The organism is Phormidium yuhuli AB48 (genome assembly GCF_023983615.1).
Classification (GTDB): Bacteria; Cyanobacteriota; Cyanobacteriia; order Cyanobacteriales; family Geitlerinemataceae; genus Sodalinema; species Sodalinema yuhuli.
In genome coordinates this window covers 2,141,501-2,164,871 of the sequence record NZ_CP098611.1, presented here as the reverse complement: position 1 = coordinate 2,164,871, position 23,371 = coordinate 2,141,501, and the positions used below count along the sequence as shown (strand labels likewise).

17 protein-coding genes are annotated in these 23,371 nt (G+C 53.3%); 10 read left to right on the top strand and 7 right to left on the bottom strand.

Annotated elements, in window-relative coordinates:
• Window positions 1-52 precede the first annotated feature (52 nt).
• The 3 genes from NEA10_RS09275 to NEA10_RS09265 all read right to left on the bottom strand — a co-directional run bounded on the left by NEA10_RS09275 (window position 53) and on the right by NEA10_RS09265 (window position 5,559).
• Entirely contained in the window at window positions 53-2,833 is a 2,781-nt protein-coding gene (locus NEA10_RS09275) for a beta strand repeat-containing protein (protein WP_252665060.1), read from the bottom strand.
• Between the two features lie 240 nt (window positions 2,834-3,073).
• Window positions 3,074-4,474: an AMP-binding protein gene (locus NEA10_RS09270; protein WP_252665059.1), complete on the bottom strand. Its 1,401-nt coding sequence runs from the start codon at window positions 4,472-4,474 to the stop codon at window positions 3,074-3,076.
• Between the two features lie 2 nt (window positions 4,475-4,476).
• Window positions 4,477-5,559, bottom strand: coding sequence for a thiamine phosphate synthase (locus NEA10_RS09265; protein ID WP_252665326.1), 1,083 nt, complete (start codon window positions 5,557-5,559; stop codon window positions 4,477-4,479).
• Between the two features lie 135 nt (window positions 5,560-5,694).
• Here NEA10_RS09265 and NEA10_RS09260 point away from each other — a divergent pair, with 135 nt between their 5' ends.
• Window positions 5,695-6,939, top strand: a complete 1,245-nt coding sequence (locus tag NEA10_RS09260; protein WP_252665058.1) for a DUF1565 domain-containing protein — start codon at window positions 5,695-5,697, stop codon at window positions 6,937-6,939.
• A 93-nt stretch (window positions 6,940-7,032) separates the two neighbouring features.
• Here NEA10_RS09260 and NEA10_RS09255 read toward each other — a convergent pair whose 3' ends face one another.
• Window positions 7,033-8,187 (bottom strand): hypothetical protein, encoded by a 1,155-nt coding sequence (locus NEA10_RS09255; protein ID WP_252665057.1) that lies wholly within the window; start codon window positions 8,185-8,187, stop codon window positions 7,033-7,035.
• 102 nt (window positions 8,188-8,289) lie between these two features.
• Entirely contained in the window at window positions 8,290-9,129 is an 840-nt protein-coding gene (dapF, locus tag NEA10_RS09250) for a diaminopimelate epimerase (protein ID WP_252665056.1), read from the bottom strand.
• A gap of 146 nt (window positions 9,130-9,275) precedes the next feature.
• Between dapF and NEA10_RS09245 the strand changes: the two genes are divergently transcribed.
• The 3 genes from NEA10_RS09245 (at window position 9,276) to NEA10_RS09235 (ending at window position 11,207) form a co-directional block, all read left to right on the top strand.
• Window positions 9,276-9,506: an Hfq-related RNA-binding protein gene (locus tag NEA10_RS09245; RefSeq protein ID WP_170189627.1), complete on the top strand. Its 231-nt coding sequence runs from the start codon at window positions 9,276-9,278 to the stop codon at window positions 9,504-9,506.
• A gap of 164 nt (window positions 9,507-9,670) precedes the next feature.
• Window positions 9,671-10,474 (top strand): M23 family metallopeptidase, encoded by an 804-nt coding sequence (locus NEA10_RS09240; protein WP_252665055.1) that lies wholly within the window; start codon window positions 9,671-9,673, stop codon window positions 10,472-10,474.
• A 175-nt stretch (window positions 10,475-10,649) separates the two neighbouring features.
• Window positions 10,650-11,207, top strand: a complete 558-nt coding sequence (locus tag NEA10_RS09235) for a late competence development ComFB family protein (protein WP_252665054.1) — start codon at window positions 10,650-10,652, stop codon at window positions 11,205-11,207.
• A gap of 26 nt (window positions 11,208-11,233) precedes the next feature.
• Here the strand turns inward: NEA10_RS09235 and NEA10_RS09230 are convergent, their stop codons facing one another.
• Window positions 11,234-11,875, bottom strand: a complete 642-nt coding sequence (locus NEA10_RS09230; protein WP_252665053.1) for a L,D-transpeptidase — start codon at window positions 11,873-11,875, stop codon at window positions 11,234-11,236.
• A gap of 172 nt (window positions 11,876-12,047) precedes the next feature.
• Here NEA10_RS09230 and NEA10_RS09225 point away from each other — a divergent pair, with 172 nt between their 5' ends.
• Together NEA10_RS09225 and ppk2 are read left to right on the top strand one after the other, a co-directional pair.
• Window positions 12,048-14,771, top strand: a complete 2,724-nt coding sequence (locus NEA10_RS09225; protein WP_252665052.1) for a PD-(D/E)XK nuclease family protein — start codon at window positions 12,048-12,050, stop codon at window positions 14,769-14,771.
• Between the two features lie 157 nt (window positions 14,772-14,928).
• On the top strand, window positions 14,929-15,819 hold the full coding sequence (ppk2, locus tag NEA10_RS09220) for a polyphosphate kinase 2 (RefSeq protein ID WP_252665051.1): 891 nt from the start codon (window positions 14,929-14,931) through the stop codon (window positions 15,817-15,819).
• A gap of 84 nt (window positions 15,820-15,903) precedes the next feature.
• Here ppk2 and NEA10_RS09215 read toward each other — a convergent pair whose 3' ends face one another.
• The gene (locus tag NEA10_RS09215; RefSeq protein WP_252665050.1) at window positions 15,904-16,218 is read right to left on the bottom strand and encodes a hypothetical protein; all 315 of its coding nucleotides are present in this window, start codon (window positions 16,216-16,218) and stop codon (window positions 15,904-15,906) included.
• A gap of 185 nt (window positions 16,219-16,403) precedes the next feature.
• On the opposite strand from NEA10_RS09215, the gene NEA10_RS09210 reads away from it, so the two are divergent.
• From NEA10_RS09210 to NEA10_RS09195, 4 genes are all read left to right on the top strand, one after another.
• Window positions 16,404-17,198 carry an MlaE family lipid ABC transporter permease subunit gene (locus NEA10_RS09210; RefSeq protein WP_252665049.1) on the top strand — a complete coding sequence of 265 codons (795 nt, stop codon included), beginning with the start codon at window positions 16,404-16,406 and terminating at the stop codon, window positions 17,196-17,198.
• Between the two features lie 30 nt (window positions 17,199-17,228).
• On the top strand, window positions 17,229-19,010 hold the full coding sequence (locus NEA10_RS09205; protein ID WP_252665048.1) for an ABC transporter ATP-binding protein: 1,782 nt from the start codon (window positions 17,229-17,231) through the stop codon (window positions 19,008-19,010).
• A 159-nt stretch (window positions 19,011-19,169) separates the two neighbouring features.
• The gene (locus NEA10_RS09200) at window positions 19,170-20,402 is read left to right on the top strand and encodes a glycosyltransferase family 4 protein (RefSeq protein WP_252665047.1); all 1,233 of its coding nucleotides are present in this window, start codon (window positions 19,170-19,172) and stop codon (window positions 20,400-20,402) included.
• 279 nt (window positions 20,403-20,681) lie between these two features.
• Complete coding sequence (locus NEA10_RS09195; protein WP_252665046.1) at window positions 20,682-23,243, top strand: mannose-1-phosphate guanyltransferase; 2,562 nt, start codon at window positions 20,682-20,684, stop codon at window positions 23,241-23,243.
• The last annotated feature ends 128 nt before the right edge of the window (window positions 23,244-23,371 follow it).

Below are 23,371 nucleotides of genomic sequence, written 5' to 3'. Positions count from 1 at the left end.
CCGTTAACGCCATCACTGATGTCGTTGTACCATACTTTGGCAACCCGGTTGACTACGGACAGCTCCAGTTGAGGAAGACCTCCGTTTCCCTTTGTTGAGACACCAACGACACCTGGCCTGTGGCCGACATCACCCACGTTGTCGCCTCTTGCAACGGGGGAGTCTGAGTTTGAGGCTGGGGAGGGGGGGTTTGCGGTTCCCCAGTTAAGGTGCGCCAATCCCGCTGATCTCGCCAACCCAGACGGGTAGCTAACCCCAGTTGCGGATCTTCAGGACGGCCCCCGCGTCCGATGATGCTAAAGCGGTTGTCTTGTCCTAGGCAATCCTGGACAATTTGCTCGCTGGGGTCGGTGGTATCTGTTTCAAGTTCCACTAACCCCGCTGTACTATCCGCATCTGGGGTGTTAATTTCCACAATGCCGCTAAACTCCGCCCCCAGGGCCGAGGTGGCGGTAATATCACTTTGGTCTGTTTGCACCTCGCGAAACTCAGTGCCGAAAATTCCCTCAGCGGTGATGCTGACCCGGCCCCCTCGTCCTTCAAGGGCGTTGGCGGTAATATCACTATTTTCTAGGGCCACCAAAGTAGCTGTATCGAGGCGGATATTGCCTCCATCGGTACTTCCGGCATTGGTACTGATACCACTACCCCGCCGCAGTTGGAGATTTTGCGATCGCACCTGAATATTTCCCCCCAATCCAGTCACCGTGGCCGCACTCAAACTCCCACCTCGATCGAGAAGGATATCTCGGGCCTGAATATCCAACAGGCCGGCACTACCACTGCCAAAACTCCGCACATCTAAAACCGCCCCATCCCGAACCGTGAGGCGATCGCTCACCAGGCGCAAATCTCCTCCCTCCCCCGTTGCATCTAAAGGCACATCACCCCGTCCTGAGGAGGAGACTAAGATACTCGGTAATCCCGTGATGGGCGATCGCCCAAATACCTCCACTTCCCGGGCATTCACCGTCAGCGTTCCCGCATCTCCGGCCCCCACCGTCGCCGTAGAGACAATGGCCCCATCACCAATCTCCAAGCGGCGGGTATTGAGGGTCAGATTCCCGGCGGGAAAGACGCCGAAGGTGGTAGTTCCCGGGCCACTGGTCAATTGTCCATCAGCGGATACCCCAACAATCTGCATTAAATTCTCGGCCGTAATGCTGATATTGCCCCCAGGACCCCCCTCCGTGACTAAACCGCCACCCAGGGTTCCTCCCGTATTGGAGGTCACTAAGCCGCCACCACGATTGATAAAATCCCCAGTTTCAATGGTGATATCCCCAGCGGGCCCACTGCCAAAGAGGGAGTTATTGAAAATACCCGTTGGGACAAAGGCATCGGGCCGGCTATCGAGAACCTCAACCCGGTGCTGGGCTTGAATGGAGATATCCCCAGCGGGGCCATCTCCGAGGGTCAGATTCGCTAACGTGGAACCATTGGCTAACCTCAACGACCCAACCTTCACATCCGTATCACCCCCGACTCCCCGACTATTTAGGGTTGTGGCATTAACGATCGCCCCTTCATTGAGGGACAGTGTCCCCCCAACCTCAAGGGTGAGATTTCCCCCCTGTCCCCCGGCAAAGGTTGGCATAAACAGAATTACCCCATTCTCAGCAGTGAAGTCGCCGCCCGTTGTCACCTCAACCTCACCCCCTTGGCCGGCCGTGGTAAACGAGAAGATGCCGCCAATGGTGTCTCCCTCCGGGTCTAACTGTCCGGTGGCGGCCCCGGCGAGGAAGAGGTTAAAGGGTTCAAAGCCGACACCACGGAGGACGATCGCCTCCCGGGCATTGATACGAATCGCGCCCCCCTGTCCCCCTTCATTGCCCTGACTGGCCACAAGGCGCGAGCCATTTTCTAGGCGAAAGGTTCCAGTTTGAATCTCTAAATCCGGGCCATTGAGAGAAATCATCTGGGACTCCCCATCGAGATGAACTGAGTCTGTCATATCGATGGCCATCATCCCAGGGTTGAGGGACACCACTTGCGCCCCCTCCGTCATCTCTAGGCGATCGCCCAACAGCCGAATCGCCCCACCCCCGATTCCTCCCTGGCGACTGAGTCGAATCGTCCCCAATTCCTGAGAATTGACCTCAGCGATACCGCCCTGGCCATCCAGGCCCACCACCGTCCCAGGGCCAAAACTTCCCACCGTCACCGAGAGGGGCGATCGCGCCTGTCCTCCCTCAAAATGCACTTCTCCCCCCAATAGAGATAGGCGTAAGGCCCCTAATCCCATCGGCGTTCCCTGGTCATCTAGGGCCAAGGAACGATTGAGAATGGGCCCTGGGCGATCGCCAAACTGTACCCCCACGGGTGTAGATACCGTTAAGAGAGTGGAGGTTTCAGAAGGCGATGTCCCCCAAATACTACCATCCGCAAATTGAAGTCCCTCAGCGGTGGTTGCCATGAACATTCCCCCCAGGGAGAGTCGGGCACGTTCTCCAAATTCAATGCCCTGGGGATTGACTAAAATAAAGCTCGCCGCCCCATTGGCACTGAGATGACCATCGAGTTGTGACATCTCGCCCCCCGTGACGCGGGTGATAATGCGCTCAATACTGGCAGCGTTGTCAAAGTGAACTTGAAGGTCTTGGGGAATGGAAAATTCCTGAAAACTGTGAAAGAGATTCCCCCCGGCTTGGGTTCCTCCCTCCACGTGAATCCGACTCCCATCTCGCAAGAGGCGAGAGTTCTCCGGCAGACTCTGATCGGGAATCAGTTGCGCGAAAGCAGGGGCAGAATTCCAAAGCCATGCAAAAACGATGGCACTGAGGAGTCCACGGATACCTGTTGTACAATTGGAGCGGCTGGGGTGGGTGACCATGAGATAAAGTCCTCATCAAAGGATGAGTCAATCGGTAACGACTTGAAGCATCTGGTTATTTTTACAGAGGTTTTCATAATAATCCGTACCATTACGCCAATCATTTAAGTTTCTTAAACTCAAAAATTGAGCCTAAAAAAATAATATTAATTGCAAAAAAACGCAAAATGTTCCCCTATGCTCGCAATTATTGACACTACGTTCGTTTTAGATTGGCTTGCTGTTTTTGGCTATCTGACATTACTCATCATTGCCGTGTTTGGGGCCCTGTTTGCTGGGTCTAAACGCTGAGATAAGCTGCTGGACAGCCTCTACCTCAACTTTGCCGCGACTATTGCGGGGAATCTCCTCGGTAGGCCACCAGCATTTAGGATGTTTATAGTGGGCTAACTGTTGCGATAAGCGCGATCGCCCCTCCGCCACAATCCCCTCAGAGGACTCACCCCCGGCCGGCACATATAACGCCACCACCACCTGCCCCCAGTCCTCATCAGCCATCCCCACCACACAGACATCCTCAATCCCCGGACAGTCCCGTAAGACGGCTTCCACCTCCCCGGGAAACACCTTTTCTCCCCCCGTAATAATCATCTGGCTCCCCCGGCCGAGGAGATGAAGATAACCCGCTTCATCGAAGTAGCCATAATCATCACTAACCAGAGTCTCTAACGGCGAAATCCCCCCCTTAAAATCCTCATAATAGCCCCACATTAACGATTTGGATTGAATCGTCACGTGACCCATTTCCCCCGGCTTAACGGGGCTTCCACTGGGGTCACAGACCCTAATTTGACTATGGGGAAGAGGGCGACCACTGCTGTTGTTGCCCCCTAAAAACTCCTGGGGTAGCAAGGTGGCCACCTGAGAGGCCGTTTCCGTCATGCCATAGGTGAGTGCCAAAGGGAGAGAGTGCGATCGCCCCTGCTGCAACAGAGCCGGCCAGGGAGGTGCTCCCCCCACTAAAATCCCCGCAAAGCGCCGTAACCAGGGGATAATCTCAGGATTCCCTAACAATCGCTGTAACTGGGTTGGCACTAAAGAGATCCAGAAGTCTTCCGGGTTCAGAGGTGGCAACTCCCCAGCGTCTAAGCGTTTGTAATCACTCAATACCAGTCGCCCCCCCGTGACGAGCGATCGCACAACCTGCATCAAGCCACTGACATGAAATAGGGGCAACGTACAGCAACAATGAATCTCCCGAGCCTGAATATGCTCCTGAAACCCCAAAGCCGAGGCCGTGAGCCGGTCCCAGGTTTGTACCGCGAAACGAATCCGCCCCGAGGTTCCCCCAGTGGCAATCAGCAGCGTCGCGGCGGGGGGATAAGCACTCACCGCTAACCCCCGCTGAGCCGGAATCGGCACTTCTCCCCAAGCCAGGGTATAGTGAACCTGCTCCTGTACCTGTTGCCATTCCCCCCATCGCCAACCCGGATTCCCCAAAATCAGGGCCACACCTCGCATTTGGGCCGCCAACACCCCAGCCAAAAAGGAGATTGGCTCAGGTTCCGCCAAGAGAACCACCACTGGGGGGGACTGCTGATCCAACTCTTGCAGTTTTTGCCCCAGTTCAGCCTCAAAGGTGGCGAAGATAGCCGGTTCTGACTCAGCAAAGAGGGCCCGATAGTTTAACAATTGCCCCACGCTTAACCTTGCTCATCGCGACGACGCATCCGATTGATCCAGGCTAACTGGGAGAGGAAATACTGCGTCACCAGGGTGGGTTGTTCCGCTTGCATTAGGGCCCGCACAACGGCCACCCGAGTTGCTCCCCCTTCAAAGACTTGGGGTAGGGTATTCATATCAATGCCACCAATGGCAAACCAGGGAATTGGACATCGTTCCGCCGCATAGCGAACATAGTCTAAACCGGCGGGAGTTTTGTCCTGTTTGGTGGGAGTGGCATAGACGGGCCCAACCCCTACATAATCCGCACCTTCAGCCAGGGCCCGGCGCATTTCCTCGGGGCTAGTGGTGGAACGACCGATAATCCGCTGTGAACCGAGGAGTTGGCGGGCAAAGGAAATGGGGACATCTTGCTGGCCTAAATGGACCCCATCGGCTTCAATGGCTAGGGCTAAATCCACGCGATCGTTCAGGATAAATAGGGCCCCATAGTCATGACAGAGATGTTTGAGCTTTTGCGCGGTGTTGAGTCGGGTGACATCATCGGTATCCTTATCCCGATATTGCACTAGAGTCAGTCCGCCCTGGAGTGCCGCTTCAACCACCTCAAAGAGGCGATCGCTCGGGGAGGTGACCAGATAGAGGGAGGCTTGTTTTAATTTTTGCTGCCGTTGATCGGCCAGAAAGTTACTTTCTAGGGTATAAACTTGATATCGCATCTGCTTACAGGCACGGCCAAGGTCGGGGTCATAGAGTTTCCCGTATTCTTCTAGGACTCGTAAGGCTTCCTCGACGCGACAGAGATTAGCCTGTAAGACCTGTTCTACATTCTCCCGTCGTTCTTCGCGAGGGTGAGTGAGGTCCACACCTGGGTCATCAGGGGTGTTACGCGCTGAGCGAAGTTGGGCGCTATGCCAGCGGCCGAGTTCCTGGCGCATTTGTTTGCAGGTATTGGTCAACTCAGCGTTGTTCAATCCGAAACGACACCATTCCTCAACAATCCGTATCCCTTCCCGAGCGCGATCGAGGTTCGCATCCAGAATCCGGCAAACGGAGGGAGGAGTGAGGTGGGCGTTGTGATGGGGTTGTCCTTCAAGTGACATCGTCCCCTCAATGACGGTAGGTTCGTTGTTTTCCCGGCGATTCATGAGTGCTGTTCTACAGTTGACATAGGATTGAGTTGAGGACATCGACCCGTCGCTAGATGTTGCATGATCTCGCACCTAGGATTTACTGCTATGGGGTTATCATTTGGTCAAGTCAGCCTGTTGGCAGCGGGGGCTGTCACTCTTACACTGGCGAATCCTATCACTATTGAGCCGGCGATCGCCCAATCTGGAGGCGGCAATCTTCGGGTCAGTCAGGTGAGTTCGCCACTGTCGCCGCCGCGATCGTCTCAGGCGACCTTGCTGTTCGTCAACCCTCGTCGGGGAAACGATCAGCCCAATGGTGGCACAGAAGCCAACCCGCTGCAAACCATTACCTATGCCCTCAGTCGGGCTGAGGCCAATACGGTGATTATGCTCAGTCCCGGAACATACAGCCGGGCTACGGGGGAGCAGTTTCCCCTACGGCTGCGTCCTGGGGTTACGCTCTATGGTAATCCCCAGGAACAGGGTCAGGGGGTCGTGATTCACGGGGGTGATCGCCTGGACACGGCTTATGGTAGCCAACAGGCCGCTCTGGTTGGCGTAGATGGGTCTGGGTTGAATGGGGTAACAGTCAGTTATCCCCAAGGACATGGGGTTTGGTTGGAGTCGGGCCGTCTCTGGATTGTTAATAGTACCTTACGTGAGAACGGCAATCAGGGGGTGGCGATGGCACCTGATGCCGAAGCCTTCTCACAAAACAACCGTTTTGTCAATAACCAGGGCGGTAATATCGGTCGGCTACGGGCCCCTCAAGCCTCTAGCCACCCAACCCAGAGACCCAGCACCCCCAGAGCATCAGAAGCCGCTGATACCGTTGAGGTCTTCTCCTGGGGGAGTGCCAGCGCCTTGCAGATGCAACAGCGATCGTCTCCCCCAGAGCCCTCCAAACCTCAGGTTCCCCAACTCGCCCATCGTCCCCATCCCAGCTACCAGCCTCCGACTCCCTCGCGCTCGATTCCCTCAGCCGGGGACTTACCCCCGTTACCCGTTCCCGATGGTAACCCTCCCATCGGCGATCGCGGTCATCTCCCCATCCCCGCCACCACAGCCCTCTCCCATCAACCGGGTGCTCCCCCAGCCCCCCCCAGTTACGCCAGTGCCAACGTCCCCCCAACCCGTTTACAATTCCGCATCACCGTCATCCCCCGCAGCGACCAAGACATACAACTGGTTCAAGTCTTAATGCCCGACGCCCTAACCCTACGCCGCCGCGACGGCAGCATCACCCAATCGGCAGCCTTCCGCCACCGCGATCGCGCTGAAGCCGTCCTCGAAGAACTTCAACGCAACGGACTTAACGCCTCCCTCCAATCCCTAGACAGAAACAACTAACCCCAACCCCAAAGCCCCCCTCTTGCCTATTGCCTCTTGCCATCCCCTCCTGGGAGGGGCAGGGGTGGGTTATGCCTCTTGCCTTCTTCCCCCCTAAACCCCCTTCGCTTTTTCCACCGCCCAAGTGAAGGTTTGCAAAATCTGCTCCAACATCAAATCATCTTGCAATGCCGACAGTCTCAGATAGGGAAAACGAATTTCCGTGGGATTAGTCGGCAAGGCGATGCCCACAGAACTAAACTTAGACCGCAGTTCATTCCAGGGCTCACTCTCATTAAATGGAGGTTGTGAGCCGTAGTTTTGAGAGGATAACTCTAAGCCGCCCCAAATGCCGATGTTAAACAACTCACCCCCAACTTTGCCGCGACTGTCTTTGAAATAGACCCCAAAGCCTCCATAGTTATCTCCCTTACCCCATTGCACTCCCACATGGGGCATTTTTTCTTGGGCCCAGGTATAGATTTTTCGTGCCACTGCTGCCTCTTCTTCGCCCCGGCGACTGGCAAATTCTGGGAAAAATGAAGTTTCATCCCAACGACGGCGTTCACGGGTAGCGCTGGACTTTTTGAGACGAGCCTCAGCCGTTTGACCCAACACCCGAGGAACCAGTAAACGCAAGGTCTCAGGGGAGTGATCCGCATATTGTTTAACCTCTAAGGCTAAAACTTCCGCCGGATCGACTTGTTCATTGAGAAATTCCACCACCCGCCGTAGTTCTGGGGCAATGCGATCGGCCACAAAGACTAGGCGAATCTTGCCCGCCTGTAGGTGCGTCTTGACCTTCTGCCAAAACCGCTCCTCGTTGGCTTCTTCCCCTAAAAACTCCTCAAAGACCTCCTCAGGATCTCGTCCCTGTTCACGACAGTTGGTTTCAAACTGGGAGACGATGGTGTCAATGGGCCAGTAGATGCTGGCATTGGCAGCATAGTCTAACATCTGACCGATAATTTCTTGGCGGAGGCGACTGTTATCAATGCGTTTGACTTCAACCAAGGTCGGAATGGCATTTTGGTCAATGAAGAGGCGATCCACAGACCAACGACCTGCCCCATCTTCTTCCGTGGGGATGGGCGTTTCACGGCGAACTAAGAGCCAGTAACGTGGCAGTGCAGTATCGATCTGATCCCCCGCCAGGAGATTGGGATAGGTTTCGAGTAGTTCTTGGAGTTGTTCTTCGGACTCGTAAGCTTGCTCGGTCATCTCGACTAACTGCTCGTCGTCCTGGATTAGATAAATGCCTCCACCCATGGGTTATCCTCTATACCTTACTTATGTTGACGTGACCTGGACTTTGGCGATGGCTCACCATACCCCGTTGTCTTCTAATTCTAACGGGATGACTTCACCAGACTACAAGTTGAGTGTCCCTGAAAAGACAAAACTAGCGGGTCCCGTCATATACACCACTCCTCCCGTTGACCAGTCAATCTCCAAGTTCCCACCGGGCAGTTCAACGGTAGTGCAGGGGTCACAGCGCCCCGTGAGGACACCAGCGACCACAGAAGCACAGGCTCCTGTGCCACAGGCCAGCGTAGCACCTGCGCCCCGTTCCCACACCCGCATTTTTACGTAATTTCCCTGAGTGACCTCGATGAACTCCGTGTTAATGCGTTGGGGAAATTGGGCATGATGTTCAAACTCAGGACCCAGTTGCTCCAGAGGAACAGAGGCCACATCATCCACGAAGACGATGCAATGGGGATTTCCCATGCTCACGGTGGTGACCTGCCAGGTGCGATCGCCCACGGTTAACGGCACATCTACAACTTTCTCTGACTCAGCCTTGAGGGTTGTGGGAATCTGCCCCGCCAATAAACGGGGTTCTCCCATATTCACTTTAACCCGTCCGTCCCCTTGCCGTTCGGGGGTGATGACCCCGGCTAGGGTATGAATGCGATAGGTGACCTGCTCTTGTCCGTCGAGTTGAGCCGCAAACTGGGCTAAACAGCGGATACCATTGCCGCACATTTCCGGTTCTGAGCCATCGGAGTTGAAAATCCGCATGGTGTAATCGCTATCATCCTGGCCAGGGAGCAAGAAAATCACCCCATCAGCCCCAACCCCGAAATTGCGATCGCAGATCTGTTGCGCTTGCTCGGAAGTCAGGAGCGGTTCATGGCTGTGGCGATTATCAAGCAGAATGAAATCATTGCCTAAACCATGATATTTCTCAAACATCAACGTTGTCATAGCGAGTCAATCCTTAGATCTGGGTTGGAGTCTGTACTGAAGTAGCGTTAACGCCGTTTCACGAGAGGTGGTATGGTAGCAGGTACAAGGGCGATCGCAACGATGCCCAGGATAGGTCTTTTTATCATCGGTCAGGAGACGGACTTATGGCGATTGAAATGGATACGAGTTTACCGAGCATTCGTTTCCTACAACAGTACGTCAAAGAACATACCCCCATTGAACTACAAACCACCACCGGCGATCGCCTAGTGGGACGGCTCGCGTGGCAAGATCCCATTTACTTTTGTATCCGAGATGATGGAGGACATCAATATCTGGTGAATCGTCAACTGGTCGTTTATGTTAAACCGGTGGATGCCCCCGGAGAGGGGTAAACCTCTCAAACTCGCCGGAACATCCCGAGAAGCTCTGTAAGTAGCATCGAGCGCTAAATCCATTTTTATCACGACTGGCGACACCAGCCCCCCTTGCTGTTATGCTAAATCCCCTCAACTGCTCCCTTACGCAACCCCTGTCCGCCGTCATCGGGACTTGGGTAATGATGACAGCTCCGGCCATGGCCCTAGAGGTGCGAGTTTCCCCAGAACAACCCCGTTTAGGAGAAACCCTCTCCGTCTTGGTGGAAACCGACGGGGAACAAGCCCCCACCCTCAGGGCCCGGGGCCGCAGCTATGAAACCTTTGCCGTCGGTCAAAATCGCTATCGCGCCTTTATTCCGACGACCCCTCTTGATACTCCCGGTTCTTTTGCCATTGAAGCCCAGTCCGGAGACCAACGGCAACGAGTCGATGTTCCCCTGGGCGATCGCAATTTCACCATTCAAGAAATTTGGCTCTCTCCCTCCGTGAACGCCATCACCGGAACTGACTATGAATTTGACCGTATGGATGACCTCAAAGCCACAGTCACCCCAGAACGGCTCTGGACAGGTCCATTTATCCATCCCAGCGATGGCCCCATTACTACCCCCTACGGCGTACGTCGCTACTACAACGGCGTCTGGGCCGACAACTATTACCACCGTGGACTCGATTACGCCGCCCCAACCGGTGCGCCCGTCGTCGCAGCGGCCCGGGGTCGAGTCGCCCTCGTCGGAACCGTGGCTCAAGGCTTTGAGCTGCATGGGAATACTGTGGGGATTGACCACGGACAGGGGGTGACCACCATTTACATTCACTTGAGCCAAATTGAGGTACAAGAGGGACAGATGGTTGAAGCCGGCGAGCGAATTGGCCGGGTGGGGTCTACCGGTATCTCCACGGGTCCTCATCTCCATTGGGGACTCTATGTAAATGGGGAATGTGTTGACCCTGCACCCTGGCTCGGATTGGGGTTGAAATAGCTAAATTACCAGGTTCGCCCCCCCTGGGATTGTGAGAAATCATCGAAACACTGAACTTGACCTGAAAAAAAACAGTATAATCTCAGAGTTTCAGGTAAATTGTTGTATTTCTGATCTCTGACGGACGGTGCGGTGATCCATTGCATCGATGTAGCAAGACTAACCGATAGCCGCTATGAGCATTGTCAAAATTGTTGAACAGGCGTTGTCTGACGGGTATTTAACCCCCGTTATGGAAGCTGAAGTGGGGCGCATTTGTAATACCGCTTCGGAACTGTCTATTGAAGAATATATGTCCCTCGATCGCTTGATGGGGGCCTTGCTAACCGGTGACGTTGTTGTCTTGCCGCGCAAGCAGTTTATCAATGTCATGGAAGAGTTGGTGCTATCGGAGGCGATTACGAAAGTCGCCGAAATTGAAGCCACCACAGACCGCACCCTCGATGTAGGGGATATTGCCGCCTATGCCCTGAACCGACTCCCCCCCCTCTACGCGACCACGGAAGAAGGGGCTAATTTCCAGCGATCGCGGGCCCGGGAACAACTCTCGGATCTCATTAGTAAGCAGGTTACCGATGCCATTGATCAGAGCTTGGCTCATCCGGAGTTCTTCCCCGAACGACAACTTTTGGGGAAAACCAACCCAAAAGAGGTTTTGTCTCAGGTGAGTATGCTCCTAGAAGCCTATGCCGAGAACTTTGAGGCCGAAGAACAACAGGCAAAAGAGCCTTAGTCACTCTGAGGCACGGGAGTCATCACCTAAGGCTGAACCATGACCGGAGTTCCCGGCTCTACTTGCTCAAATAACTCCCGAATATGGGTATTCGACAGACGTAAACAGCCATGGGAAGCAGCCACCCCAATGGAAGACTCGTCCGCCGTACCGTGAAAGCCAACATAAACCCGGCCATCGGTCCAAAACCCAATCCAGCGATCGCCCAAGGGGTTTCTCGGGCCTGGGGGAATCCTCTCTCCGGTGAGGGGATGTTCCCAGGTAGGATACTTCTGGGTTTCGATGACTTCAAAGGCCCCTGTAGGAGTTTCCCAACCGGTTTGACCAATCGCGACTGGATACTCAGCCTTACGGCTGTCTCCTCGATATAGGGCAACCTGACGTTGACTCAACGATACCACCAGTCGCACGGTATCCGAGGAACGTTCCCCAGAGGAGGCGGGGGCTGTTACTGGGGGACGGAATCCCCCTAGGGTATTTAGACCCGTGGTAACCGGAATGTCTAGTAATGATAAGAGGGATGGTGATGAACCCGCCGGCTCGGCCCCTTGAGGATTGCGACTAGAGCGGCTCTCATCGGGGACTAAAACATCTAAAACTACGAGGGTGACAGCACCTAAAAAACAGAGCAACGAAAAAATTTGGGTGATAGACTGATTGTTATACATGGTTGTGTGACTCCGGTAAAAATCATGATGGGAGCCTAGACTGACATGAAGGTTCATGGCCCCATGCCGGGGTGATGGTAAGGAGATACCTCTATGTTCGATGATATCCAACTTAATGACAGGACTCCCAACGTAACGGCTAAGTCAGGGTGAGAATTGGGAGATGGGGCTAATGCGCAGTCTTAAAATTCACAGTCAGGGGGCGTTTGAGGGCCCCGATGGGTCTGAAACGATTGCCCCAGGAACTCAGGTCATTTGCGCTCACCCCTCCCAAGCTCAGGCTCTGGGGGTTCCCTACTGCTCCCTAGACCTGTTGGCCCGTCAATGCTGTGAGCAAAGAGGCTGGCAGGTGGTATCGCCGCTAATCGCCTATCAAGGTCGGTTGAAGGTTTTAGACCAGATTCTGCAATCGGGGGAGTGGCCCCAGCAACTCCGTCAACCCAGACCAGATCTCAGAACTCTGGAACGTCAGTTGAGACCCGGGATGATGACCCTATTGCGCTCCCCCTCCTCCCGCTCTGACCTGGCTGAATGTACCCCGCCTTCCTCTAGCTTGGGTCTATTGCTGCGGGTGAGTTTGGCGTATGAGCGTGAGCTAGAACGCCAACATCACGTTGATCCAGCCCAGGTCTATCAGCGAGCCACCCAGTTAAAGCCAGACCCACGGCCCATTTCTCTGTTGGGCTATCCTGAATGGATTGAACGACAACCTCGGTTAGCCTTTTTAGATGCGATCGCCGCTGCGGGATCAGTGGTCTATCTAGCAGCAGGGACGGCGTTGGGAGTCAAGGAACAGGAGCGGGCGATCGCTCAATTCCAGAGCCTCGGCTGGACCGTTGAGACCTCCCGGAAGAGGGGAAACGACACCTGGGTTGAGCCGAAGAGTTGTCCGGTTTCCTTGGCTCAGGCCCGGGGAACTCACTATTTGAACCAAGAGGAAGAAGTCCGGGGGGTCTTGCGTGACCTCCAACGTCGCCTGGGTGAGGGGGTCCCCCCGAAGGAGTTAGCGCTGGTGACCTGGGATGACGCGGCCTATGCTCCAATGGTGTTAGATGTTGCCTGGGAGTATGAGTTACCCATTTATCACAGCAACTCACCATCGCTCTTGAGTACCGGGTTAGGGTCTTGGCTTAAACAGGCTCTGGATACGGTGCGATCGCGCTTTGAGTTCGAGACTACGGCGGCGTTCCTGCGCCATCCCCTCACCCCCACAGAGGAGACGCGAATCGGACAGATTGACTGGGACAACGTCCGACGGTTTCATCCCCAAACCTTGGCATCTTGGCGCGATTGTGGGGCGAATCTATCTCCCTTAGAGGACTGGACTCGTGGCGAGGGCGGTTCCCCCAGGCTTCACGAACGCCCAATCTGGTTACGACAACTGCGACGGCTTTTAGACCATTGGCAGGTTCTGCACCGGGGTCAGCAATCCCCCCAGGTTAAGTCGACGGGGTTAGCCTTAGACAAGGCCCTGGCGCATCTGGAGAGTCTGGGGACATCTCACCTCAGCTTAGAGCAATTCGCCCAGGAACTGCGGGATACTCTCGCCTTAGTGCCGGTGGTTGTTCCCCCTCCCCAGGGGGCGATCGCCTTGCAATCTCCGGCGGCCGTGGTGGGGGCCCGGTATCGTCATCTCTGGGTTTTGGGGGTCGCGGAAGGGATGACCCCGTCTCCTCTACCACGGGAGCCGTTATTGGATTGGTACCATCGTAAACAGCTTCAGAACCAAGGTTTTGCCATTGAAACCGCTGTAGTTCTCAGTCAACGACAATTGCTACTGTTTGCTCAATTATTTCGTTCCGCCTCACAGCTCTATTTCTCCTATCCCCGACAAATCCGGAAAACTCCCATGTTGGCCAGTCCCTATTTAGGGAGGTTCGGGATTGAAGTCCGGGAGGCTGAGAATGATGGGGCAATCGCCAGTTGGCAGGAATTGCGTCAGCGAGGGTTACGTCAGTCTCTCCCCCGAGAGGATGCGGTGTTAACTCATGCGGCCCGCAGTTGGTCCATTGAGCTGAGCCGTCAACAGGGGTCGGAGGGCGTTGGCTTCGCCAACGGAAACCGCGATCGCTTTCAGGGTCAGACTGAGATTCCCCTAGAGATTGGCTCGCGCTGCTTTAGTGCCTCCCAACTGACCCATTTAGGTCAATGTGCGTTTAAGTGGTTCGCGGGGGATTTACTCAAAATTCAGGAGTTACGGGAAGCGGAGACGGAGTTATCGGGACGATTGCGAGGTCGCCTCTACCATAAAACCTTAGAATTGGCAACCCGCAACGCATTAGAGACTGGATCGACTGAATTACGTCAGGCTCTGCTGGACCATTTAGATGCGGCGTTCCGGGAAGCGGAGGAGTTGGAACAGTTACCCGAGTTGGCCGCCTGGGGGGCAAGACGCAAAGACCATTTACAGCGCCTGCGGCGAACCCTATCTCAGGAGTCCTTCTTGGGGGAGGATAGCCAAATCTTACATACGGAACAGTCCTTTGAGGGCGAGTGGTATGGCTTCCGGGTGCAGGGGGTCGTGGATCGGGTTGACCGCACTCCCTCGGGCTATGTCATCATTGAGTATAAGAGCCGCTCTAACCGTCCTGGCCGGGCTAAGGATGAACAGGGTCAGGCCAATTTAGATGTTCAATTGCCCCTCTATGGGGATGTATTGGGTCAACAGTTACAGGCTCAGGAGGCTGAGACGGCGTCGGTCCGGTCTTATTATTACTCTCTGACTAAGGCGAAACCTTTGGGACATCGGGATAAGGTTGATCGCGAGGCCCTAGAACGGTTTAGCGATCGCCTTAAAGACCATTTACACCGGGGGGATTATCCTGTGGAACCGGATCGGCAATACTATGCTTGTCAGTATTGTCCTCATGATGTGATCTGTCGGGTGCGTCGTTAGGGGAAAGAGTGGGGAGGGGGAACCACGGAGTCACGGAGGACACGGAGAGAGGAGGGGAGAGGGAGAGGGGGAGTGAGGGTCAAGTTTGGAGGAGTGTTTTATAATGAGGGCGACGGGCATGGTGACAGCTTGTTAATTTTGTTTAGTTTTATTGCAAATGGGTAAGAAAAAGAAAAACAAGAAAGTTCAGACTGATTTAGGGGCGACGTCTGAGACGATTGGCAATGGGTATGACCCGACTATCATCACGTCAGAAGAGCCGAAGCCGACGAAAAACATTCCCAAGAAGGTTTATAAAAATGAGCTTAAACGGCTGCAAATAGAGTTAGTCAAGCTGCAAACCTGGATTAAGGAAAAGGGCTTAAAGGTTGCGATTATTTTTGAGGGTCGTGATGCGGCGGGGAAAGGAGGAACCATTAAGCGAATTACAGAATGCCTTAACCCCCGGATTTGCCGCGTTGTGGCTCTGGGAACCCCCACTGAGAGAGAAAAGAGTCAATGGTATTTCCAACGCTATGTGCCCAATTTACCGGCGGCTGGGGAGATGGTCCTGTTTGATCGCAGTTGGTATAACCGAGCTGGGGTTGAACGGGTGATGGGATTTTGTTCTGAAGAGGAATACTGGGAGTTTCTACGCTCCTGCCCCGAATTTGAATGTATGTTGGTGCGATCGGGGATTATTCTGATTAAATACTGGTTCTCAGTCAGTGACGAAGAGCAAGAACGTCGGTTTCAAGCGCGTATTGATGACCCAACCAAACGGTGGAAACTGAGTCCGATGGATTTGAAAGCGCGGGAAAAATGGGTAGAGTATTCAATTGCCAAGGATGAAATGTTTGCCCATACGGACATTAAGCGATCGCCCTGGTATGTGGTGGCGGCGGACGATAAGAAGCGGGCCCGTTTGAATTGTATCCATCATATCCTGACGATGATTCCCTATGAGGACTTAACGCCAGATCCCATCGAGCTTCCGGAACGCCAGGAAGATATCGGCTATCTGCGGCCCCCCAAAAGTAAACAGAGCTTTGTTCCCAATCACTACTAACCTCAAGCTAACGGTACGTCATCTAGGACATAACCCCGTTACACCGCTCAACTCCTCTGTCTTGACAGGGGAGGGTTGGGTGGGTTAGCGTTCATGTTGCTCTTGAGGCGTGTGAAAGCTAGCAAACATATCAAAGAGAACGGCGACGAAGCTAAAGGAGAACCCGAGCCAGAGCAATCCCTGGAAGGGGTGGCCCGTGCCAAAAATGGCGAGAAACTCCAACAGCAGGTGCAAGCCAGCATGACCGAGTTGGGTGCAAAGGGGAATATAACTGATGACCAGGAACGCTAAGGCGCCAGCGGCGAAGACTAACCCCGGTAACAGAAAACTGAAGACCGTCGTCAGGCATAATGAGCGCAGACGACAGAGGTAGGTTGTCAGAGATGGGTTGGATAACATAAGAGATGACGGTGGAACTTGTACAATTGTCCAGGGCTGTAATCCCGAATGCTCTTACCTTAAGGGCGATCGCCCCGGAGATCCGAAAATTGTATAAATCTTAAATAAACCTAAAGAAACTTGGTATTTCGTGTAACGTTCCCTTGCAGTGTGTTTGTTGTTGTTATCATTTTGGCGCAGAACCCTTGTATAAGAGACTCATTCCCAGCAGCCTAGCTAAGTGGGGCCAGCGTCTACTCGCCGCCGTTCTTTTAGGTGGACAGGTGGTGATTCATCTATTGCGTGGCAAACTCCACCGTCGCAACACCCTAGAACAGATGGCCTTTGTCGGGCCACAGTCATTACTCATCAACACCATCACTGCCGCCTTTGTGGGAATGGTGTTTACCATCCAGGTGGCGCGAGAGTTTCTGAACTTTGGTGCCGGTTCAGCCGTCGGTGGGGTTCTCGCGGTGGCCTTGGCCCGAGAACTCTCCCCAGTGCTAACGGCTGTGATTGTGGCGGGCCGGGTTGGCTCAGCTTTTGCTGCTGAAATTGGCACGATGCAGGTGACGGAACAGATTGATGCTCTCTACATTCTGCGAACCGACCCCATTGACTATCTCGTCATCCCCCGACTGGTGGCCTGCTGCATCATGGTTCCCATTTTGACCCTTTTCTCCTTGATTATCGGCATGAGTGGGGGTCTATTGATTGCGACGACTCAGTATAGTATCGCTCAATCCGTCTTTTTAGAATCGGCCCGTAACTTTATGGGAATTAGTGACCTCATCAATGCCGCCGTTAAGGGAGGTGTGTTTGGCGGCTTGGTGGCTGTGATTGGCTGTAGTTGGGGATTAACCACCTCTGGAGGTGCTAAAGGGGTGGGAGAATCCACCACGACAGCGGTGGTGACGGCCTTGATGGCTATTTTTATTACCAACTTTTTCCTCTCTTTGATCATGTTCCAAGGTATGGGAACGGCTTCCTTAACGTTATAATTTGATTTTCTACACCGATTTCCGGCTGCTATGCAATCGTCTAAACACCATCCATTTCGCCGCTTATTAGACTATGCTCAAGGCTATCGAGTTGAAATTTGGCAAGCCTGTCTCTGCTCGGTTCTCAATAAAGTGTTTGACCTCGCCCCCCCGGCTTTAATTGGCTTGGCGGTGGATATTGTGGTTGAACAAGAAAATTCATTTTTGGCTAATTGGGGCTTTGAATCCGTCTTCACTCAATTGGTGGTGTTATCGTTACTGAGCTTTCTGATTTGGGCGTTAGAATCTATCTTTGAATATGCCTATGAGCGCCTTTGGCGGAATTTGGCCCAGTCGATTCAACATGATTTACGACTCGATGGCTATCAGCATTTGCAACGGATGGAGTTATCATTTTTTGAGGAACGCAGTACGGGAGCCTTGATGGCAGTACTCAATGATGATATTAACCAGTTAGAACGTTTTTTAGACCGGGGAGCGAATGAAGTTCTACAAGTATTAACCACGGTCATTGTCATTGGTGGAGCCTTTATTGTTTTAACTCCCAACATTGCGGCGTTAGCCTTACTTCCTATTCCGTTCATTCTTTGGGGGTCGATTAGTTTTCAAAAACGCTTAGCCCCTCGCTATGATGCCGTGCGAGAAACCGTGAGTACGCTCAACTCTCAGTTGTCTAATAACTTGACGGGAATCACAACCATTAAAAGTTTTACCTCAGAAGACTATGAAACCGAGCGGATTCGGCAATTAAGCCATGAGTATTCTCGAACCAATCGGCGGGCGATCGCCCTCAGTGCAGCATTTGTTCCCCTGATTCGTATTATTATCTTAGTGGGGTTTACCGCCATTCTCCTCTTAGGAGGATTAGACGCCGCCGCTGGCACGTTAGCCGTGGGAACCTATAGCACTATGGTCTTCCTGACCCAGCGTTTACTATGGCCCCTGACTCGCTTAGGAGAGACCCTGGATTTATATCAGCGATCGCAAGCCTCGACCCGACGGCTATTTAAACTTCTTGATACTCCCATCGCGTCTTATCCTGGCTCTAAATCTCTACCCATTGAGCAGGTCAAGGGAGAAATTATTTTAGATTCCGTTACCTTTGCCTATCAAGAACGTCAACCGATTATCACAAACTTTTCCCTCTCCGTTCCGGCCGGAGAAACTATTGCAATTGTCGGGGCAACGGGTTCAGGAAAAAGTACCATTGTCAAGTTGTTGTTGCGCCTCTATGAGATTAAGTCGGGTCATATTACCTTAGATGGCTTAGACATTCAAGACATTCTCTTATCCGACTTACGTCGAGCCATTGGCTTAGTCAGTCAAGATGTCTTTCTCTTCCATGGAACCGTCGCCGAAAACATCCGCTATGGAAGTTTTGAGGCCAGTGATGAAGATATTGTCGCTGCCGCCACCATCGCCGAAGCTCATGGGTTTATCCAAGAGTTACCCCAAGGCTATCAAACCATCATTGGAGAGCGAGGTCAAAAGCTTTCCGGAGGGCAACGGCAACGGCTAGCGATCGCCCGGGCCGTCCTCAAAAACCCACCCATTCTCATTTTAGATGAAGCCACATCAGCGGTAGACAATGAAACCGAAGCCGCCATTCAACGTTCCCTAGAGCATATCACCCAAAATCGCACCACCATTGCGATCGCCCACCGCCTCAGCACCATTCGCAATGCCGACTGTATTTACGTCATGGATCGCGGTGAAATTGTCGAGCAAGGCTCCCACGAACACCTGCTCCAACAATCGGGCATTTACGCCAACTTATGGACCGTCCAAATGGGAGAACTCCTCCAGCACTAACCCCCCTCCCCCTCTTCCTCCTCCCCCTCTTCCTCCCCCTCTTCCTCCTCCTCCTCCCCCTCCGTGACTCCGTGGTTTCCCTATTGCCTATTGCCTTCTTCCCCCTATTGCCTTCTTCCCCCTGATACCATAGACAAAACCTCTAAACCGTAAACTCTTATGAATGTATTAAGCCTATCGGCGACCTTTCCCTATCCGCCGAGTCGGGGGGGAACCCAAGTGCGGACCTTTAACTTATTAAAATATTTAAACCACTATCATCCCATTACCCTGGTCACCCAACGTCAGGCCGGAGTGACCGATGAAGAAATTGAGGCCCTGCGGAGTTATGTCAGTAAACTGGTGGTATTTGACCGTCCCCCAGCCTTGAAAGGAGGAGCCTTAACCAAAGCCAAACGCTTTGCCAGCTTTTTTCTGGGGGGACGGCCGCCGAGTGTCTTATCCTACTATTCCCGAGAAATGCAAGCCTGGGTCGATGAAGCGGTTAACTCAGGAGAATATGAGGTCATCACCTGTGAACATAGTGTGAATGAAACCTTCGTGCGTCCTAACTGGGGCGATCGCCTAAAAACCGTCGTCAATGTCCATAGTTCCATTTTCGGAACCTGTCAGCAACAACTAGAGACCGAAACCGCCGAACATCCCCTGCGCGATCGCCTCAATCTACCGTTGCTATTTCGCTACGAGAATCGCTATTGCCAAAAATTCAGTCATATCGTCGTCACCACCCCCGAAGATGGGGCCCAGATGAAACAGTTTAACCCCGACAGTTGCATCATGGTCATTCCTAATGGGGTGGATGTCGAGTTGTTCCCCATGCGATCGCAGGACCCCGGAGGTCATCGTCTCACCTTTGTCGGTGCCATGGATAATATCGCCAACATCGATGCCGTCACCTTCCTCGTTCGGGAAATCTACCCCCAGGTGCGATCGCGCTATCCCGAGACCACCCTAACCCTCGTCGGCTCCAATCCCGTTGCCGAGGTGCAGCAATTGGGCCAGGTTCCAGGGGTCACCGTCACAGGACGAGTTCCCTCCATGACAGACTACCTACACCAGGCCACCGTTTGTGTCGTCTCAATGCGGATTGGCTATGGCATTAAAAACAAAACCCTCGAAGCCATGGCCGCCGGAACCCCCGTTGTGGGGAGTGATGCCGCCTTGGAAGGGTTAGAAGTGGATGGAGAGACGGTTCCACGGCGAGCGTTGCGGGCCAATCACGTTGCCGAATATGTCGAGTCTATCAGCCATCTGTTCGAGAATGAAACGTTGCGTCAAGACCTCTCCCAGCAAGGACGCAGCTACATAGAAGAGGAATTTACCTGGCAACGAGCCGGACAACTCTATGAACGGGCGATCGCGGCTCAGCGAGGGGTTTGTCCGGAGACTTAGGGCTCATGGTAGTCTAGGAGGCAGACATCGTATCGAGAATTCAGCGATAACCAAGACGATCTTTAACCGAATCTATTTTCCATTCAAGCTATTCAAGACCCCAACGTGAGATCCCCAAATTTGAGATCCCAGTTTCCTCTTTCACCGTCACCCCCAGTTGGCAGATTCCCCCATCCAGGTCTTTTCCGCTAGACCGCAGAGCCATTGTCCCTCAATGGCTTCGGGACGGCCCAACACCTGTATGATTTGGAACAAAACGTAATTTAATAAGGAGTGCTTATGCGAGCAGTGTTAATGGCTGGAGGATCAGGAACACGCCTACGTCCCCTGACCTGTGACCTTCCCAAGCCGATGGTACCGATCCTAAATCGCCCCATCGCCGAGCATATCCTCAATCTCCTCAAACGTCACAATATTACAGAAGTCATTGCCACGGTTCATTATCTCCCCGATGTGATGCGGGACTATTTCCAGGATGGCAAGGATTTTGGCGTTCAGATGACCTATGCCGTCGAAGAGGAGCAACCTCTGGGAACGGCCGGCTGTGTCAAGAACGTAGAAGACTTGCTCGATGATACCTTTATCGTCATCAGTGGTGATGCGATTACGGACTTCGATCTACAAGAGGCGATCGCCTTTCACCGGGAAAAAGGATCCAAAGCGACCCTCGTTCTCAAACATGTCCCCAATCCTATTGAGTTTGGGGTAGTGATTACCGACGAGCAACAGCGGATTGTCCGCTTCTTGGAGAAACCCTCCGCGTCGGAAATTTTCTCCGATACGGTGAACACAGGGACTTATATTTTAGAACCTGAAGTTCTCCAATATCTGCCCCTGAACCAGGAATGTGACTTCTCCAAAGACTTATTTCCTACCCTGCTGAATAAGGGAGAACCGATCTATGGCTACATTGCCGAGGGGTACTGGTGTGATGTGGGTCATTTGGAAGCCTATCGTGAGGCTCAATATGATGCCTTGAACCGGAAAGTTCAGATGACCTATCCCTATGAAGAACGGGAACCTGGAGTGTGGGTCGGTCAAAATTCGTTTATTGATGACAGCGTGAACATCAAGCCCCCGGTTCTAATTGGAGAAAACTGCCGCATTGGTCCGCGTACTAATATTGAACCGGGAACGGTGATTGGGGATAACGTGACGATTGGCGCTGATGCTGATCTCAAACGTCCAGTGATTTGGAACGGTGCCATTATTGGCGATGAGGTTCACTTACGAGCTTGTACCATTTGTCGGGGCACTCGGGTTGATCGCCGGGCCCATATTTTGGAAGGTGCGGTAGTCGGTCCTCTGTCGGGAATCGGAGAAGAAGCACAAATTAGCCCCGGTGTCCGGATTTGGCCGAGCAAGAAAGTTGAGTCTGGGGCTATTTTGAACATTAACTTGATTTGGGGACAAACAGCGCGGCGTAATCTGTTTGGCCAGCGTGGGGTGAGTGGTTTAGCCAATATTGACATTACCCCGGAATTTGCGGTGAAGTTAGGGGCTGCTTATGGGTCTGGCCTCAAACCCGGGGAACAGGTGGTGGTGTCCCGAGATCAACGTAGCATTTCCCGCATGGTCTCCCGCTCAATTATTGCAGGGATTATGTCGGTGGGGGTGAATGTGCAAAACTTGGAAGCGACGGCGATTCCCCTCTCCCGGTCCTTTGCCCGAGCTTCCCGGAACGGCCTGACCTCTCGTCCAACTATTGCTGGGGGGATTCATGTGCGGATTCACCCCGATCGCGCGGATTCGATTTTGATTGAATTTTTTGATGCTAATGGCATTAATATCACCAAATCTAAAGAGAAAAAAATTGAGGGGGCTTATTTCAAAGAAGACTTGAGACGGGCGCAAATCTCCGAAATCGGGGATATGACGTATCCGAGCCAGGTGTTGGAGATGTACAACACCGGCTTCGAGAAATTACTCAATGTCGAGGCCATTCGTCACAGCAACAGCAAAATTGTTATTGATTATGCCTATGCCGTTTCTGGGGCTATCCTACCCATGTTGTTGGCGAAGTTCGGCAGTGATGCGGTGGTCTTAAATGCTAGTCTCAATCAGTTGGCGTTGGCGAATGAGGAACGGGAAGGCCTGTTGACCCAGTTGGGGCAGGTGGTGGAAGCGCTACGGGCGAATTTTGGGGCCCAGGTGTCGGCGAATGGGGAGCAGTTTATCCTTGTGGATGAGTCGGGGTTACCGATTCGTGGTGAACAACTGACGGCTTTTATGGTGAATATGATTCTCACGGCCCATCCCCGGGGAACGGTGGTGGTTCCGGTGCATACCTCTAGTGCTGTCGAGCAGATTGCCCGCCGTCATGATGGCCAAGTGATTCGCACTAAAGCGAATCCAACGGCGTTGATGGAAGCTTGTCACACAAATCCCAATGTGGTGTTGGGGGGAAGTGGGGAAATGGGTTTTATTTTCCCCCAGTTACACCCGGGTTTTGATGCCATGTTCTCCATCGCTAAGTTGATTGAGATGGAAACCTTGCAGGGGCGATCGCTGGGACAGATTCGGGCTGAGTTACCCCGGGTCTATCACCGCTGTCAGACGATTCGTTGTCCCTGGACGGCGAAAGGGGCCTTGATGCGTCATATGGTGGAAACTCACTCGGCAGACCGCATTGAGTTAACGGATGGGGTGAAAGTCTGTGAGCCTCAGTCGGATAACTGGGTTTTGGTGTTACCGGATGCGGGGGAACCGGTGGTGCATATTTTTGCCAACGGTGACGATCGCGATTGGGTGGACCAGATGCTTCTGGATTATCGAGGCCGGATTCAGAAGTTTGTGGAACAACAACAGGGAGGTCAGAATTTACCTCTGGATGAGATCTAGACTGGTATCCCGGAGACGGAATAAGGTAAGCTGGGAGGCTGAGGACCCTATGGCTCAGGTTTGGGTCAACGGTTCCTCGCCTGGCTGCCTTGAGTCGCTCTCTGGATGTCGTAAATTGTGAACGATTT